We start from the raw sequence: 15,502 nt of genomic DNA on the forward strand, positions 1-15,502 counted from the left end.
CGGCCGACCCGTCTCACCACGCGTCGAAGACGGCTTTGCTGCGCATCAGGAAATCCGAGAGGTAGCTGTCGTGGGGCACTCCCGGAGCCATCCAGTAGGTCGGCTGATCACCGATGTACAGGTTGGCGATGGTGGGTTCCGAGAGCAGGGCGTCCAGCAGTTCCCCGTCGCGCGTCAGAGCCGACAGCACGAGCGTGTCCCTCAGCGGAACAATGCCGTCCGACCGGCTCCAGGGTGCGACCCACACGCAGGGGAAGGGCAGTTCGCTGCGCAGCTGGACGGCGTCGGCGCTCGCGGTTTGGTGGACGGCGGGGCGCAGTACGGCGCTGCCGTCGCCGAGATCGTCTGCGATCCCTTCTCCGCCGAGCCAGGCGCGCGTTCCCGCGGCCACGGTTCCCAGGTATGTGCTGAGGGCGTGCGCCCGCTCCCGCGCACAGACCGGCAGAACCGCCCTCTCGTCCTGCGGAGGGAGGCTGGGCAGTGCTGACAGGCGCGCCGCGATGGCCTGGGCAAGAGGTGCTGGATCGCCTTCGAGGAGGACTGCGGTGGCGTTGACACACGCGGTTCCGCCTTCGTCGGCGACAGACGCCACGATCGTGTCCAAATGGTCCCGCCAGTCCGTGTCCGCGGTGATGAGGATCTTCGATCGGCCCGGTCCTTGCGGCAGGACTCCGGGATCGTTCGCGTACTTGGCGACGACGTCGTCGCCGCCGTACACCACGGCCCGGTCGGCGTCGCGGACCACCGTGTCGGCGGTCCGGTGGTCGGTGGGCAGCAACACGAGCTGGTCGTCTCGTACCCCGGCCTGACGCAGCGCCCCGACCAACCGGTACGGGGTGAACGGCTCACGCCTCGACGGGCGGACGGCGACGCGGTAACCCAGCGCCAGCGCCTCCAGCCACAGACGGTGAACGCCGGGATGGTTACCGGAGGCGTTCACGGCGAACACGTCGCCCTGACGCACCCAGACCGCGTGTCCCTCGCGGACAGCAGAGTCACGCAGACCGCCGGCCGCGCCCACCGGCCTGCCCCGCCAGGCGGACGAGCGGGCCTGCCGTACGAAGCGAGCCGTGCCATCGGTCGCGGCGTGCACCACCGACAGGGGGGTGCCCGACGTCCGGCTCACGAGTCGCTCGTACTCCCGCACGTTCAGACCGCCTATCGTGCCGGAGGCGAACGCGTCGGCCGCCGCCGCGAGCAGACCGTCGAGGTCGGCCGCGGGTATCGGCCCGGCCTGCCGCAAGGCGGCCATCGCCCGCGTCACGAAGAGCGGCGGTACCAGGCTCAGCCGCGCGACCTCGGTGCCGGCCACGTCCGTCACCGAGCTCGGAACACGCGTCCGGTAAGCACCCCGCGGGCCCAAGGCGTCCAAGTGGATGGGGTCGGCCACGTTCACGGTCGTCATCAGTAGACGCCTTCGATCACCGTCTGGCCCTTGACCGTGGGTACGGGCGCGACGTCCGCTACGGCGTCGCCCGCGTGGCCTTCGTCCGGACGCACCCGCAGCGCGGTGTCCCGCTCCATGTTGTTCGGGATCAGCATGGACTTGCTGACGTGGCTGACCACCACCTGACCGCGTTCGCCGACCTCCACCCGTTCCCCGGTGCCGGGATCCACTACTGACAGGAAGACGTACGGCGACACCGGGTCGAACACGCACGGCTCCGAGGCGGTGAGACCGACCCTCTCCATCAGCGCGGTGAGCATCAGGGTGTTGCCGTACATGCCGATGACCGGCACATCGGGGAAGACCTCGGTGCTCAACAGCTCTCGCGTGTCGGGGTCCATGTGCGTACCGCCCCAGATGATCGCCTTGGCACTGCCGTTGATCATCTCGACGAGACCGTCCTCCCGGGCGAACCGCTCCAGGAGCGGGGTGGTGGCCGCGATGACGCCGATGTCCTGGCTGAGCAGGATGCGCCGGCACTGATCGACGAGGTGGTCGGTGTAGGCGTCGACGTCGTCGGCCCGGCCCGCGGCGACCAACTTCCTCACCCACCGGGGGTCCATGTCGACGCTCAGGCCCACGCTGCCGAGACCCGCCGCCGCCCGCTGCAGCACGTCTCCCACGAGGTGCGGCCCCGTCGGCGCCACAGTCAGCCACAGGCCGCCGTCGGGCAGCCCATGGGCCCTGAGACGTCGGTTCACCTGCTCAGTACTGTGCCGCATCCAGTCGTCCAGCTGGATGACGCGTTTGGGCGCTCCGGTCGTCCCGCCGCTGTCGAACACGTTCAGCAGCCTGGCCCCGGATCCGTAGCCCCTGGGGATGAGATCCGCCACCCATACCCCCCGCAGTTCGTCCGCCAGGTCGGGAAACAGGACCAGGTCCGCCACGCCCTTGACGTCGTGCCGGGGGTCGAAGTCGAGCCGTTCGGCCCGGTCGAGCCAGTACCGGGAACCGGTCGCGGGGTCGAAGTGCCATCGCATGGCCGCCCGGACGAATTCGTCCGGGTCCACGCGGTCGAAGGGACCGGTATCCAGAATGGTCAATGACTCGTCCACCATCGCAACGTCCTTTCTCGAAGCCCGTGGGGCCGGTGCCGGAGTGCGGGACAGGACCGGCGCGTCCGGCACCCACGGGACAGGCTCATGTCTGTGCCACGCCGCAGCGGTGATGCGCCGGCGCACCACCCCGATCACCAAGTCCGTACACCCGTGCCGGGTACGGCATGTTCCGTACTCCCTTGGTGCACCAGGCCTGACGGCCACGTCCCCACATACAAGACCGAGGTCCTCGGGTTTGTGTGACACCCGCCGTACGGGCGAGGAAAGGTGCGAACTCAGCCCGGGCCGGGCTGCCTTACGGCCCGTCAGGCATGCTTCCGTTTCCTGGGCCGGTCGATGTGGCCGCCGAGGCAATCACGCTGCCTCTGGTCCGTCGGATGCCTTCAGACCGCCGTGAAGGTGACTCCGGTGAGACGCTCGGACAGCTGCCAGAGCCGAGACGCGTCCGCCTCGCTCCGGGCCGATTTGTAGAGCGCCAGTTCCGTGGGACTGCCCGTGAACTGGCCCCAGCCGTCGGGGCCGTACAGACGCCCGCCCTCGGCTTCCGGGCTCGTCGCCGCGTACAGCAGCGGACGCAGGCCGGCGTCGACGGACTGCACGAGGACACCCCAGCGTGCGAGCCGCCTCATGATCGCCGCGTGGGGCGCGGGACGGGCCCGGCCGAGGTTGGGCCCGGCTGCGTAGAGATTGGTCAGAGTCGTACCGGGATGGGCCGCGTTGCTGACGAGGCCCCAGCCGCCCGATGCGCTGCGCCGCTCCAGTTCGAGAGCGAACAGCAGGTTGGCCAGCTTGGACTGTCCGTACGCACGCACCGGGGAGTACCGCTTCACACCCTGCGGGTCGGCCCAGTCGATCCGGCTGTTACGCGCGGCGCTGCTGGTCACCGTGGTCACACGAGCCCGGCCGGCCCGCAGTGACGGCATCAGCCGCCCGGTGAGAGCCACATGACCGAGGTAGTTGGTTCCGAACTGCAGCTCGTATCCGTCCTGGGTCGTGTGCCGCAGGGGCGGCGCCATCACGCCCGCGTTGTTGACGAGCAGGTGGATCGGCCTGCCTTCCTCATTGAGAGTGTCGGCTAGGTCCTCCACCGAAGCCAAGGAAGCCAGGTCGAGGACGCGAAGGGAGATCCGCGCATCCGGCACGCTCGTCCGGATCTGTTCGAGGGCGGTGGTTCCCTTGGCCATGTTGCGTACCGGCAGGATCAGCTCGGCGCCGGCATGAGCGAGGCGTGTGGCCAGCCCAAGGCCGACGCCGTCGCTCGCCCCGGTGACCACGGCCAGCTTTCCTCGCAGGTCGGGCTCCGTCATTTCGTTCATCACACACTCCTGGTCGGGCGGTACGTCCGGGTCACCAGCGTCCACTCGGCGCGCGGCCCGATCCATGTGCTGATTGACCATGGATCAATCGGACAAGACATGAACCACCGGGCATCATCTGAAGAAACGACCCGAAGTCGATGAGGGCGACAACACCGTGTGACACGATGTTGTTCCTGGCAATATGGTTGCCGGGCACCTTACGCGAGGTACGGCTGCTCGTCCCACGGCAGTCGACCCATCTCCGATCGACGAAGGGCACTCCCCATGCCTGCCATCCTGATCCACGGCGTCCCCGATACCCACCACGTGTGGGACGACGTACGTCGGCACCTCTCCCGGACCGACGTGGAAGCCTGGGACCTGCCCGGGTTCGCCGCCGCCCGGCCGGACGACTTCGGATCCACCAAGGAGGAGTACGTCAGTTGGCTCATCGACCGCCTGGAGCGGATCGGTGAGCCGGTCGACCTGGTCGGTCATGACTGGGGCTGCATATTCACCGCCCGTGTCGCATCCCTCCGACCCGATCTCGTGCGTACCTGGGCCGGGGGCAACGGTCCGATCAGCTCCGACTACGTCTGGCATCCGCTTGCCGTGACATGGCAGGACCCGGTCGACGGCGACCGCTTCATGAGCGAGCTGCAAGCGGAGTCCTTCGCCGACGACTTGGTCAAGGGCTTCGACGTCCCCGTCGAACCGGCCAGGGAGATGGTCAGCCGCGTGGACGGGGTGATGAAGGACAGCATCCTCAAGCTCTACCGCTCCGCCGTGACCATGGGGGCGGAATGGGAACCGGCACTGGCGAACGTGTCCGCGCCGTCTCTCGTGTTCTGGGGAGCGCTCGACCCCGCCTGCCAGATCGAGTTCGGTGAGAGGCTCGGCGCGTCCCTGCGCGCCTCCACGGTCGCCAAGCTTGATTGCAACCACTGGACGGTGCTCGAGCGGCCGGCAGAGGTCGCCGCACTCCTGGAGGCTCATTGGGCGGCCTTCCCCAACGGCTGACGCGTACGGGGACGGGACCGCCCGTGGGCGCCTGGAGCGGAGGGAGCAGGCTCATCCCCTCGACGCCGCACGGGGATCTTGTACTGGACCCGACCCGCGCCCGAGCACGCCGTTCAACGTGAGTGTCGTGCCCGGCGAGGACGCCCGGCCTTACGCCTTCGGCCAGGCGGGCGCGGGCCGCTTCTCAGCCGCTTCGCGAGCAGAGTGCCAGGATCGTCAAGGGCGACATGTCGTAGGGCCGTCGAGCCAGGTGAGACATACGTCGTCGGAGTCGGCGACGCTGTGCCGGAGGCCGTCGCCCGGGGCAGCCCGCTTCTGAGCCTCGGCGGAGGCCGCCGAACGGCGTAGGTGCCGTAAGGCCGCGGAGACGGCCTCGATACGCGCGTCCACCGCATCGAGGGCCTCTCGGAGCACACGCTCGTGGGCTTCCAGCAGGGCGGCTTCTGCCGCCAGCGTGGCGCCGATCGCGGCATGGCCCGAGCCGGGGTCAGTGTTTCGCGGCATCTTCTGTCTTCCTCTGGCTGGAGCTGGGGGTCCGGCAAGTCCCAAGTGATGCGGGGACGTGGAGACTGCGGGGCGCGGCTGCGCCGGTTGACGCGCCGACATGGATCTGGGTCGCCGGCCACACTCGCTCCCTTCCTCGCTGAGGGGCTTTCCAGGCCGCCGGCGCAGGCCCTCACAGCTCATGACCGAGTAGCTGGGGAGGCTGTGACGGGTACATCAGCTGCCGGGTGCCGACCCCTGATTCAGCGGAGCCGGGTGGGGCATGGCCAAGAAGCCCGTAATGGCGGAACCCGGCTGTTCCTCGCGGTCCCGCTTCCGGCCACAGGCAGTCCAGGACCGAGGCGGACGGTGGGAAGAGCGCGGAAGGGACCGCTGCACGGGCGAACCAGTCCCGGCGCACGATCTTGTTCGGCTCGGTCACCCGAGGCAGCGACATTGCCGGCGTCCTCTTCCCGCGGCGGGGAAGACTCTGTCGGCCGGTTCGTGCGGGGCGTCGTTGAGCGTCGGTGGCGACTGCGCGCCCGCGGAGTGACGCCCATGTGTCGTCGCGACACCGTGTGAACTCAACCAGTGTGACCTGCGACTACTGTCAGGTTGAATAGGCTGAAAAGCGTTGCTTGTGCCGTCGACATCTCTTCGAGGAAGAAACTGTGTGGGTTACCCTCACAGCAAGGTTCAAACGACACAAGTTCGGCACACGATCGGTGGCCATTGGCGGGGAAGAGATGTGCGTGCCTCACCGCCCCGCGGACACGGCTGGACGCGTCGTCGGCCTGACGTGGGCTGGGAGGGGTGTCCGGTGAGAGTCACCAACCCGCTGCTGCTGGGCGTCACCAGCCCTTTGGTGGGGCGCGACCGGGACCTGGAATGGGTTTTCGGCTTCCTGACGCACACGGACTCCGGCGGCGCCCTGCTGTTGTCCGGAGAGCCGGGCGTCGGAAAGACAGCGCTCCTGGACGCCGTCGCGAAGTCGGCGGTGGACGCCGGCACTCGCGTGCTGCGTGCCGCGGGCGTCCAGTTCGAGGCGGACGTCAGCTATTCGGCACTGAACCAGGCGCTCCTGCCGCTGCAGGACGCGTTCGACACCCTGGACGCCACTCATCGGGACGCCATACGCGTCGCTCTGGGTTTCGGCGTCGGTCAGCCGCCGGACCGCCTGGTCGTCTCCAACGCCGCCCTGGCCGTGCTGCAGGCCGCGTCCGAGGAGGCCGAGAGCGACGTGCTGGTCATCGTCGACGATCTTCCCTGGGTGGACCGGTCGAGCGCCGCCGTCTTCGCCTTCATCGCCCGCAGGATCGCCGGCAGCCGACTGAGGTTCCTGGCCGCCATGCGCTCCGGAACGGCGGGCTTCTTCGAGAGCGGCGGCCTCCCGACGTACGAGCTTCCTCCCTTGGACACGGAATCGGCCACCCGCCTGGTCGACGAACGTTCCCGAACCTGGCCCGTCAGGTCCGTCACCGCCCGCTGACCACCGCGCAGGGCAACCCCCTGGCCCTGCCCAACGGGCTGCGGGCCAAGCAGCGCAGGGCGCTGGAGACCCTGCCGGCCGTCCTGCCGCTCAGCCAGCGCCTGCAGTCCATGTTCGTCTCCCGCATCCAAAGCCTCCCCGCGGCGACGCAGGACCTGCTCCTGCTGGCCACCCTGGAAGGGAGCGGCGACCTCGGCGTCAAGGCTGGCTGGCGAAGCCGGGTCCGGTGAAGCACTTGGAGGAGCCGGTCGGTCTCGGCCTCGACCCGGCGCTGGCGGCCGGCCCGTGTGACGGCGGCTCTGAGCCTGCTTCGGGTGAGCCGGGCGGCCTGGTCGGGAGTGGGCGCGATCGCCAGGATCGCGCGGGCTTCACGTGCCAGCAGCCGTTCCCGCTTGTCGGCGAACGCCTCGAGGATCGCCGGGTAGTACTCACGCAGGTGCGAGCGGAGCCGGTTGTGGGCTCGGGTGCGGTCCCAGACCGCGTCCTGCTGGGCTCTGGCGGGGACGGCAATTGCCCTGGCCAGGTCGGAGTCGTCCGGGAGCGGCCGATGCAGCCCGGCGTCGGTCCGCAGGACGTTCGCCAGGACAACGGCGTCCTGGTGGTCGGACTTCTTGCCGGACACGACGTGCCGGTCGCGGTAGCGCGCGACAGCCATCGGGTTGATCGCGTACACCCGGCGGCCGGAGGCCCGCAGACAGGCCACGAGAAGTCCGCGAGTTGTCTCGGTCGCGATCGCGATCGCGACCGGATCGTCCGGGTTGTCGCCATGCTCCGCGAGCAACCGAAGCAGGTCCTGGAAGCCCGCTGCGTCGTCGTCGATCCTGAGCTTGCCGAGCAGTCGAGCGTCCCGGTCGACCACGGCAACGTCGTGGTGATCCTCAGCCCAGTCGATTCCGCAGGTCACATCCACCGCGCGCTCCTTTCGGGCTTTCCCGTCCGTCGGTGTCGGGCCGTGGCAGGACCACCCGGCGACCTAATAGAAGCGCTCGCGGGCGCACCACCCCATCAGCCGTCCGTGGCCCCAGCAGCGTCCAGGGTCCTCGCTCTCGTGAAGAGCTCCACGGCTCCGGCTGATCGGGAGGTGTTCCTGGGAACGGCTCGAACCACGGCACGGTATGACCACCGAGCTCGAATCGGCAGAGGCCGTGCACGCGTCCCTCTTGTCGAAGCACTCCCAGGCGCCGCATACAGCCCAGACGTCTCGCGCGGCCCCTGCCAGGACTGGCAACTGCCAACCCACAGTGCCTATTAGGCCTACGGGGCCGGTGCCGGCGATGTGGTAGCGCCGGTCTGTGACAGAAGTTCCGTGCCTGACCGAGATGATGTGAGTGGCGGGAGAGAGGCGAGTCCGGGTCAACGGTTGGACGAGGAAGGGCCGTTGGCCCCTGTACGGCGTTCACATCTCCCAGATGCTGCGGCATCCGGGCACCCGGTTCAATACGCTGTGCCTCGCATCACACACTGTCTCGCCATGTATTCACACTGTGCGGCTGAACGGAGAGGGAATCGCTCAGTGAAACCGGTCTCGTCGGCGCTAGGACACAGCGAAGTGGAACACGTCCGAGTACAGCCGCAGTTCCTCTTCGAGGCACGTCATGAGCGTTGACTGTCGGCGAAAACCATGTCCCTCGCCTTCGAAAGTAAGGTACTTGTACGGCACCCTGTGCCGGGACAGAGCATCGGTGAAGGCTTCCGCCCGGGAGGGCGGGCACACGACGTCGTCCAGCCCTTGGAAGAGCAGCAGCGGTACGTCTATCCGGTCCGCTTGATGGATCGGGGACCGCGCGCGGTAGAGGTCCGCGCACTCTTTCGGGCCGACCAGCGAGTCCAGGTAGTGCGACTCGAAGTCGTGTGTCCCTCCGGCGGACAGAGCGAGGAGATCCAGAACGGGACAGTAAAGCGTGGCACAGGCGTACAGGTGGCGATCGTGTGCCGCGACCGACAGCGCCGCGGTGAAACCGCCCGCGCTGACGCCCCGGATCGCCACTCGCCCCGCGGCGGCCGTGCCCTCGGCGATCAACTCCTGTGCGACCACGGCACAGTCCTCGACGTCCACCACGCCCCACTGCTCGCGCAGTCTCTCGCGGTAGGCGCGTCCGAATCCCGGCGTGCCACCGTAGTTGACCTCCGCCACGGTGATGCCCCGAGAGGTGAAGTAGGCGATCTCCGGATTGAGAGCGAGAGGAGCCCTCAGACCGGGCCCACCGTGCGCCCAGATCACCAACGGGGACACTTCGCCGGACGGACCCGAGAAGGCGGCGTTGCGCGGGGAATGAACCTGCGCGTGAATGGCATGTCCCGCACGGCCCTTGAACACCCGAGGGACGGGTACCGGCAGGTACTCGGTGGCCACCGCCATCCTGGGCGTACGACTTATGGCGCGGGTGGCCAGGGAGTCCGCGTTCACCTCCATCACCTCGTAGGGAGTGAAGCGTCCCGCCGCGACCCCGACGATGCGGTTCCCGACGGCATCGATATGGGGCAGCCACTCGTCCATCGGTCCGGGCACGTCGACGTACTGCCCGTGCGTGGGGTCCAGGACGGCGAGCCGCTGGCCTCCCACGCCATGGAGGACGGCGAGACGTCCGTCGGCAAGCGGCCGGAACCACCGGAGCCCCAGGCGTTGCAGACCGGCGAACTCCTCCTCGGCCCGGTGCAGCGAACGCTTGTCACCCGTGTCCGGGTCCACCTCGTACAGGTTCCACCACCCGGTGTCCTCACAAGCCACGATCAACGTGCCGGCGGCAGACCACTCCGCCTGCGCCACCGGGTCGTCCGGCCCTCCAGTCAGCGTCCTCGCACGCCGCAAGGAGCCGTCGTCGGTCACCTCGGCGATACGCAGTTCAGCCGCGTCCCACGGCATGTGGGGGTGGTTCCAGGCGAGCCACACGGCACGTCGTCCGTCAGGCGAGAGGTGTGCTTGAGAGACGAAACGATGGTCTGTCGCCGACAACTCCCGGACGGCAGACCGGTTGGCGGCGGCCGCGCCACTGAGCGGTACGGCAGCATGAACCCTCCGTACATCGCTGGGGCCGTTCCCTGTGAACTCCTCCATGACACAACGGACTTCGCCGCGCACCGGATCGATCACCGGCTCGGCCCAACGGATGCCTCCGCCCACCGGCGAAACCGGGGTCAGCGCGAAGGGCTCGGTGCTGCGCCCCTCGTGCAGACGAAATGTGCACAGCCGCTGGTCGGCATGGTTGACGAAGACGACGAGCGTGTCCGCGCCGTCCCTGGCGGCGGCCCAGGGCCGGCCGCCGTACTCGATGACCCGACTGCGCACGTCCCACAGGGCGGGCAGAAGCGATTCCGTTGTACCGTCGGATCGACCGCGCACGAGCGCCGACCGGCCTTCCTCCTGGGGGCGCGGCTCCACCCACCACGCCTCGCCGTCGACCAGGCCGACGTACGACGGTGCCGCGATCTGTCCTGCGGCAAGACCTGCCGTCGCGGCCGCGCTGTCGATGGGGGATCCCCATGACCCGAAGGGCGCCAGTGTCGTCACGGCATCACCTTCACTGGCACCGGGGGCGTCGCGTTCACAGACACCATGTTTTCCTTCATCCTCAAGCCGGGTGGTGGGCTTCTTCGACGGCATGTCTTCCCTCTTGACATGTGAAGACGAGCCTCGAACCTACACGAGCTGTGACAACACAAGGTGCGATAGTGTTTCGCTGCCTCAAGGAGGGCACGCTTCTGCCTCCTTGTCCTCGAGGCTCCTACCCCAAGTGAAAGGTGATTGCCGTGGCCGAGCTGTTTTATGACGCCGACGCCGACCTGTCCGTCATCCAGGGCCGCAAGGTCGCGGTCATTGGTTACGGCAGCCAGGGCCACGCCCACGCGCTGTCGCTGCGTGACTCGGGTGTCGACGTGCGGGTGGGGCTGCACGAGGGCTCCAAGTCCAAGGCGAAGGCCGAGGAGCAGGGCCTGCGCGTGGTGACGCCGTCCGAGGCCGCCGCCGAGGCCGACGTCATCATGATCCTGGTGCCGGACCCCGTCCAGGGCCAGGTCTACGAGGAGTCCATCGCCCCGAACCTGAAGGACGGCGACGCGCTGTTCTTCGGCCACGGCTTCAACATCCGCTTCGGCTTCGTCCAGGCCCCGGCCGACGTGGACGTGTGCATGGTGGCACCCAAGGGCCCGGGCCACCTGGTGCGCCGTCAGTACGAGGAGGGCCGCGGCGTCCCCTGTCTCGTCGCGGTGGAGCAGGACGCCTCCGGCAACGCCTTCGCGCTGGCCCTGTCGTACGCGAAGGGCATCGGTGGCACCCGCGCCGGCGTCATCAGGACGACCTTCACCGAGGAGACCGAGACCGACCTGTTCGGTGAGCAGGCCGTCCTCGCGGGCGGCGTCTCCGCCTTGGTCAAGGCGGGCTTCGAGACGCTGACCGAGGCCGGATACCAGCCGGAGATCGCGTACTTCGAGTGCCTGCACGAGCTGAAGCTCATCGTTGACCTCATGTACGAGGGTGGCCTGGAGAAGATGCGCTGGTCGATCTCCGAGACCGCCGAGTGGGGCGACTACGTCACCGGCCCGCGGATCATCACGGATGCCACCAAGGCCGAGATGAAGAAGATCCTCGCCGAGATCCAGGACGGCACGTTCGCCAAGAACTGGATGGACGAGTACCACGGCGGTCTGAAGAAGTACAACGAGTACAAGACCGCTGACTCCAAACACCTGCTGGAGACCACCGGCAAGGAACTGCGCAAGCTGATGTCATGGGTGAACGACGAGGCGTGAGCATCCTGTGGCTCGGGCGAAGCAGCCGGCACGCTTCGAAACAAGGGAACGAACGATGATCGACTCGAGGCCCGGTCAACTGCAGCCGATGCCGACCGACTGGCAGCGTGCCCTCGCCGTGGTGGCCCATCCCGACGACCTCGAATACGGCTGCGCGGCAGCCGTCGCCGCCTGGACCGATGCCGACCGCGAGGTGTCCTATCTCCTGGCCACTCGTGGCGAGGCCGGCATCGACACCATGGCTCCGACCGAGTGCGGACCGCTGCGGGAACGGGAGCAGCGTGCCAGTGCGGCGGTGGTCGGCGTGTCAGCCGTGGAGTTTCTCGACCATCGCAACGGCATGATCGAATAGGGCCTCCCGCTGCGCCGCGACATCGCTGCGGCCATGCGGCGCTACCGGCCCGAACTGGTCATCACGCTCAACCATCACACGACCTGGAGTGCCGGCGCCTGGAACACCCCGGACCACGTGGCCGTAGCGCACGCCGCTCTCGACGCGGCAGCGGATGCCGGTAATCGCTGGATCTTCCCCGAACTGATCGAGGCGAGTCTCCAGCCATGGAACGGGGTCCGATGGGTGGCCGTCGCCAATTCCCCGAACCCCACGCACGCGGTGCGTGCTGATCACGGCTTGGAGCGTGCGGTGCTGTCGCTTCGCGAGCACCGCACATACCTTGAGGCATTGACCGACGAGGACCCCGAATCGTATGCACGACGATTCCTGACCGAGAGCACCAGTGCCCTGAGCCCACGTTTCGGTGGGGTGCCGGCTGTTGTCTTCGAACTGTTCAGCCGGTGAGGCGTGGGCTGCCGGGGCATTGATCTCTGCCGCGTGCTGGGGACAGGTTGACACTTGCCATGCAGTGATAGTGTGGAAACCACTGTTGTGTTCCGAGCGGATCGTGTGACTGCGGCCGTCCGAGACGTCGAGCAGAGTCCCTTGAGACCGGCATGGAAGAGAATCGGCAATGACGACACTGCATCTCACTCTGCTCGGCGCGGTCCGCGAACTCGCGGCCGCGGAGCTGCCTGCCGTCGTCTCCGTCCACAATGGCCGTTCTTTGCGCCGCTTCGCGCTGGAGCTCCATGTGCCGGACGAACGGCACGAGGAACTGGACGCCGACCTCCAGGCGGCCTCCACGGCCGATGGACCGCACATTCAGGGGACGGACGCGACCTGGCGCGTGTCGGAGGGCTGGACCGCGGTCTCCCAAGGACGCAGACCCGAGATCTACATCTACAAGGCGGAGATCCAGGAGGTGGAGGAGCTCCACGTCTCCGCTCTCGAGATCGAAGGACTCACGCTCGTTCCGATCAGGTACAGAGAGGACGTCAGCGAGGAGACGATCACGGCGACGTTCGTCACCGAGGTGTCCGACGAAAACGATGAGCGGCTGGAGGAGCTTCTCAGGAAGCCGCATGAGTTCTTCGACGTCATCCGCCGAGGCATCAGTGACGAACCTCTGCGTATGCGCTTCGGGCGCCGCGTGTGGCAGCGGGCCGGGGAAGGAGCCCGCCGTCACAACCTGGTGCTGATCGCCGATGAGGACACGTCACAAGCGGCGCCCGATCCTCTTGCTCTGGTGAACCAACCGCAACTCGACCGGACCATGGAGAAGGCGTGCGCGAACACCGACGCGCTGGCCCTGCTACTGGAAGAGCTGCGATTCAAAGGTGTCTTGGACAAGGACGCCTTCGACGCGATCAAGCATGCCGCTACCGCGCATCCGTTGACTCACCAGGAGAAACGCGAGTTGTCCCGGACCGATCGTCTGGACGACTACTGGCGTTGATGACACATCTGCCGCTGCCGGCGGGTGGAAGGGAAACGCTCATGACCGGAGACGTCGCGGAACCGGTGCCTCAGATGGTTCTGTCCCCGCTGACCAGTGCTGCGATCTTTCTCGTCGTGACGATCGACAGCGGCGGCGAGACCACCGTCCGTGAACTGCTGTCGGACATCGGCTCGCTGGAACGGGCCGTGGGATTCCGTGCCCAGCCCGACGGCAGATTGAGTTGCGTCACCGGCATCGGTTCGCACGCCTGGGACCGCCTGTTCTCCGGGACGCGTCCGGCACGACTCCATCCCTTCCGGGAAGTGAACGGCCCGGTGCACCGAGCCGTCGCCACCCCGGGCGACCTGCTCTTCCACATCCGCGCCTCCCGACTGGACCTGTGCTTCGCGCTTGCCACGGAGATCATGAGCCGACTGCGCCAGGCAGTGACAGTCCAGGACGAGGTGCACGGCTTCAAGTACTTCGACGAACGCGACCTGCTCGGCTTCGTCGACGGAACGGAGAATCCGACGGGCCCCGCGGCGCACGCGGCGGTGGTCGTCGGCGACGAGGATCCGTCCTTCTCGGGCGGGAGTTACGTCGTCGTGCAGAAGTACCTGCACGACCTCGACGCGTGGGAGGAACTGTCCGTCGAGGCGCAGGAGAGAGCGATTGGCCGACGGAAGCTGTCCGACGTGGAGCTCGCCGACAACGTCAAACCCGCGGATTCACACGTCGCCCTCACCAGCCTCACCGACGCGGACGGCAGAGACCTCGAGATCCTCCGCGACAACATGCCCTTCGGCGCCGTGGGCCGTGCGGAGTTCGGCACGTATTTCATCGGCTACGCCCGCACCCCCGAGGTGACGGAGACGATGCTGGAGCGGATGTTCCTGGGCACGGAGTCGGCGCCGTACGACCGCATACTGGACTTCTCCGTCCCGGTGACAGGCTCCATGTTCTTCGCGCCGGCAGCGGACTTCCTGGAGGACCTTCCCGAGCCGCCGACGTCCCGATCGCCTTCCCTTGTCCGTCATCCGAGATGACCACACCGTTTCTGACCGTGATACCCGGTGGTGCCAAGCCTCCGTCCGTGAAAGTGATGACGACAGTGGATTTCAAGCTGGAAGTTGTGGTTCTGCCCGTCTCCGACGTCGACCGGGCCAGAGCGTTCTACGAGGCGGTGGGGTTCCGCCTGGATGCCGATCACGTCACCGATGACACCTACCGGGTGGTGCACATGACACCCCCCGGCTCGCCGTGCTCGATTCTCTTCGGCGTCGGGGTCACCACTGCCACTCCCGGTTCGGCGCAGGGGCTCCACCTCGTCGTTTCCGACATCGTGAAGGCCCACGAAGAGCTCCTCGGCAGGGGGATAGAGATGGGCGGGATCTTCCACGACACGAGTGAGATATTCCACCGCTGCACGGATGAGAGGCGGATCAGCGGCCCTGATCCGCAACGTCGCAGCTATTGCTCGTATGCGGCATTCAGCGACCCGGACGGCAACGGATGGGTGCTTCAGGAGGCAACGAACTGAACCCGGCCGTTCCGTTCCTGGTGCCGGCTGTCCGAGACCGAGCCGGCGCGGTTTCGACCCGCGCCTGCTCAGGTGCTCGGCGATCCAGCTCGGCTCGGCAACGTCCGGGTGCGCATCCCCTCATGGGCGCCGGTCGGGGACGAAAGCGGGGGGACCCGTCAGCTCGCCTGCCGTGCCACGACGACCCGGGACGATACGCTCCGTCTGTTTGCTCGGTCCGTCAGTGGTGGTGCGTCGCCGAGTGAGACTCGCCGTCGTCGGACCCGGACGCCGTGTGGCGCAGCCTCTGGAGGGTCTTCGAGATCGACTCGATGCGTGCGTCCACCGTGTGGATGGCCTCTCGGAGCTGGCTCAGCCGCCCCTCGAGCAGGGCGGCCTCTGCCGCCAGCGACGCGGTGGCGGCGGCGGGATCGGCTTGCCGGTCGGTCCCTCGGAGCATCTTCCCGTCCTCCCTCGGTTCGTGCCGGAGCTCTGTCGGCGGGCTTACAGCGATCGCCCGAGTGCGTCGACCGACCTGGGTCCCTGCCATGCTGCCTCCTCCTCGCTGCGGGGCTCGGGTGGATGCCACCGCAAGCTGCTGACACCCGATTGACCGGGCAGCGGGAGGAGCTGTGACAGCTGCCGGCGATCGGCCGCGTCCGTACGA

12 protein-coding genes and 2 pseudogenes are annotated in these 15,502 nt (G+C 67.8%); 7 read left to right on the forward strand and 7 right to left on the reverse strand.

Annotation, left to right across the window (positions count from 1 at the left end; all coding sequences use genetic code 11):
• Positions 1-13: 13 nt before the first annotated feature.
• The 3 genes from AC067M_RS41160 to AC067M_RS41170 all read right to left on the reverse strand — a co-directional run bounded on the left by AC067M_RS41160 (position 14) and on the right by AC067M_RS41170 (position 3,821).
• On the reverse strand, positions 14-1,405 hold the full coding sequence (locus AC067M_RS41160) for an aldehyde dehydrogenase family protein (RefSeq protein WP_478702123.1): 1,392 nt from the start codon (positions 1,403-1,405) through the stop codon (positions 14-16).
• Entirely contained in the window at positions 1,405-2,505 is a 1,101-nt protein-coding gene (locus AC067M_RS41165; protein ID WP_478702124.1) for a phenazine antibiotic biosynthesis protein, read from the reverse strand. The genes AC067M_RS41160 and AC067M_RS41165 overlap by 1 nt, the downstream gene beginning before the upstream one ends.
• Positions 2,506-2,888: 383 nt before the next feature.
• Positions 2,889-3,821, reverse strand: coding sequence for an SDR family oxidoreductase (locus AC067M_RS41170; protein ID WP_478702125.1), 933 nt, complete (start codon positions 3,819-3,821; stop codon positions 2,889-2,891).
• 267 nt (positions 3,822-4,088) lie between these two features.
• On the opposite strand from AC067M_RS41170, the gene AC067M_RS41175 reads away from it, so the two are divergent.
• Entirely contained in the window at positions 4,089-4,823 is a 735-nt protein-coding gene (locus tag AC067M_RS41175) for an alpha/beta fold hydrolase (RefSeq protein ID WP_478702126.1), read from the forward strand.
• A gap of 216 nt (positions 4,824-5,039) precedes the next feature.
• Here the strand turns inward: AC067M_RS41175 and AC067M_RS41180 are convergent, their stop codons facing one another.
• Positions 5,040-5,327 carry a hypothetical protein gene (locus AC067M_RS41180; protein WP_478702127.1) on the reverse strand — a complete coding sequence of 96 codons (288 nt, stop codon included), beginning with the start codon at positions 5,325-5,327 and terminating at the stop codon, positions 5,040-5,042.
• Positions 5,328-6,126: 799 nt separating this feature from the next.
• Between AC067M_RS41180 and AC067M_RS41185 the strand changes: the two genes are divergently transcribed.
• A complete protein-coding gene (locus tag AC067M_RS41185) occupies positions 6,127-6,795 on the forward strand; it encodes an ATP-binding protein (RefSeq protein ID WP_478702128.1) in 669 nt (222 codons plus the stop codon).
• A 199-nt stretch (positions 6,796-6,994) separates the two neighbouring features.
• Here AC067M_RS41185 and AC067M_RS41190 read toward each other — a convergent pair.
• Positions 6,995-7,705: pseudogene (locus tag AC067M_RS41190) on the reverse strand (IS110 family transposase); the annotation flags it as partial.
• 624 nt (positions 7,706-8,329) lie between these two features.
• Positions 8,330-10,303, reverse strand: coding sequence for a S9 family peptidase (locus AC067M_RS41195; RefSeq protein ID WP_478702129.1), 1,974 nt, complete (start codon positions 10,301-10,303; stop codon positions 8,330-8,332).
• Between the two features lie 239 nt (positions 10,304-10,542).
• On the opposite strand from AC067M_RS41195, the gene ilvC reads away from it, so the two are divergent.
• The 5 genes and pseudogenes from ilvC (at position 10,543) to AC067M_RS41220 (ending at position 14,856) form a co-directional block, all read left to right on the forward strand.
• Positions 10,543-11,541 carry a ketol-acid reductoisomerase gene (gene ilvC, locus AC067M_RS41200; RefSeq protein ID WP_478702130.1) on the forward strand — a complete coding sequence of 333 codons (999 nt, stop codon included), beginning with the start codon at positions 10,543-10,545 and terminating at the stop codon, positions 11,539-11,541.
• 55 nt (positions 11,542-11,596) lie between these two features.
• Positions 11,597-12,340: pseudogene (locus AC067M_RS41205) on the forward strand (PIG-L deacetylase family protein).
• 169 nt (positions 12,341-12,509) lie between these two features.
• Positions 12,510-13,334 carry a hypothetical protein gene (locus tag AC067M_RS41210; protein WP_478702131.1) on the forward strand — a complete coding sequence of 275 codons (825 nt, stop codon included), beginning with the start codon at positions 12,510-12,512 and terminating at the stop codon, positions 13,332-13,334.
• A gap of 41 nt (positions 13,335-13,375) precedes the next feature.
• Complete coding sequence (locus AC067M_RS41215) at positions 13,376-14,362, forward strand: Dyp-type peroxidase (RefSeq protein ID WP_478702132.1); 987 nt, start codon at positions 13,376-13,378, stop codon at positions 14,360-14,362.
• 65 nt (positions 14,363-14,427) lie between these two features.
• The gene (locus AC067M_RS41220) at positions 14,428-14,856 is read left to right on the forward strand and encodes a VOC family protein (protein ID WP_478702145.1); all 429 of its coding nucleotides are present in this window, start codon (positions 14,428-14,430) and stop codon (positions 14,854-14,856) included.
• A 220-nt stretch (positions 14,857-15,076) separates the two neighbouring features.
• Here the strand turns inward: AC067M_RS41220 and AC067M_RS41225 are convergent, their stop codons facing one another.
• Positions 15,077-15,295, reverse strand: a complete 219-nt coding sequence (locus tag AC067M_RS41225) for a hypothetical protein (RefSeq protein WP_478702133.1) — start codon at positions 15,293-15,295, stop codon at positions 15,077-15,079.
• Between the last annotated feature and the right edge of the window lie 207 nt (positions 15,296-15,502).

It is taken from the genome of Streptomyces sp. NPDC043427 (assembly GCF_056436655.1).

What these genes read in the sequence shown, in the direction of transcription:
- AC067M_RS41160 (WP_478702123.1), bottom strand. Translation starts at nt 1,405, where the DNA reads ATGACGACCGTGAACGTGGCCGACCCCATCCACTTGGACGCCTTGGGC.
- AC067M_RS41165 (WP_478702124.1), bottom strand. Translation starts at nt 2,505, where the DNA reads ATGGTGGACGAGTCATTGACCATTCTGGATACCGGTCCCTTCGACCGC.
- AC067M_RS41170 (WP_478702125.1), bottom strand. Translation starts at nt 3,821, where the DNA reads ATGAACGAAATGACGGAGCCCGACCTGCGAGGAAAGCTGGCCGTGGTC.
- AC067M_RS41175 (WP_478702126.1), top strand. Translation starts at nt 4,089, where the DNA reads ATGCCTGCCATCCTGATCCACGGCGTCCCCGATACCCACCACGTGTGG.
- AC067M_RS41180 (WP_478702127.1), bottom strand. Translation starts at nt 5,327, where the DNA reads ATGCCGCGAAACACTGACCCCGGCTCGGGCCATGCCGCGATCGGCGCC.
- AC067M_RS41210 (WP_478702131.1), top strand. Translation starts at nt 12,510, where the DNA reads ATGACGACACTGCATCTCACTCTGCTCGGCGCGGTCCGCGAACTCGCG.
- AC067M_RS41215 (WP_478702132.1), top strand. Translation starts at nt 13,376, where the DNA reads ATGACCGGAGACGTCGCGGAACCGGTGCCTCAGATGGTTCTGTCCCCG.
- AC067M_RS41225 (WP_478702133.1), bottom strand. Translation starts at nt 15,295, where the DNA reads ATGCTCCGAGGGACCGACCGGCAAGCCGATCCCGCCGCCGCCACCGCG.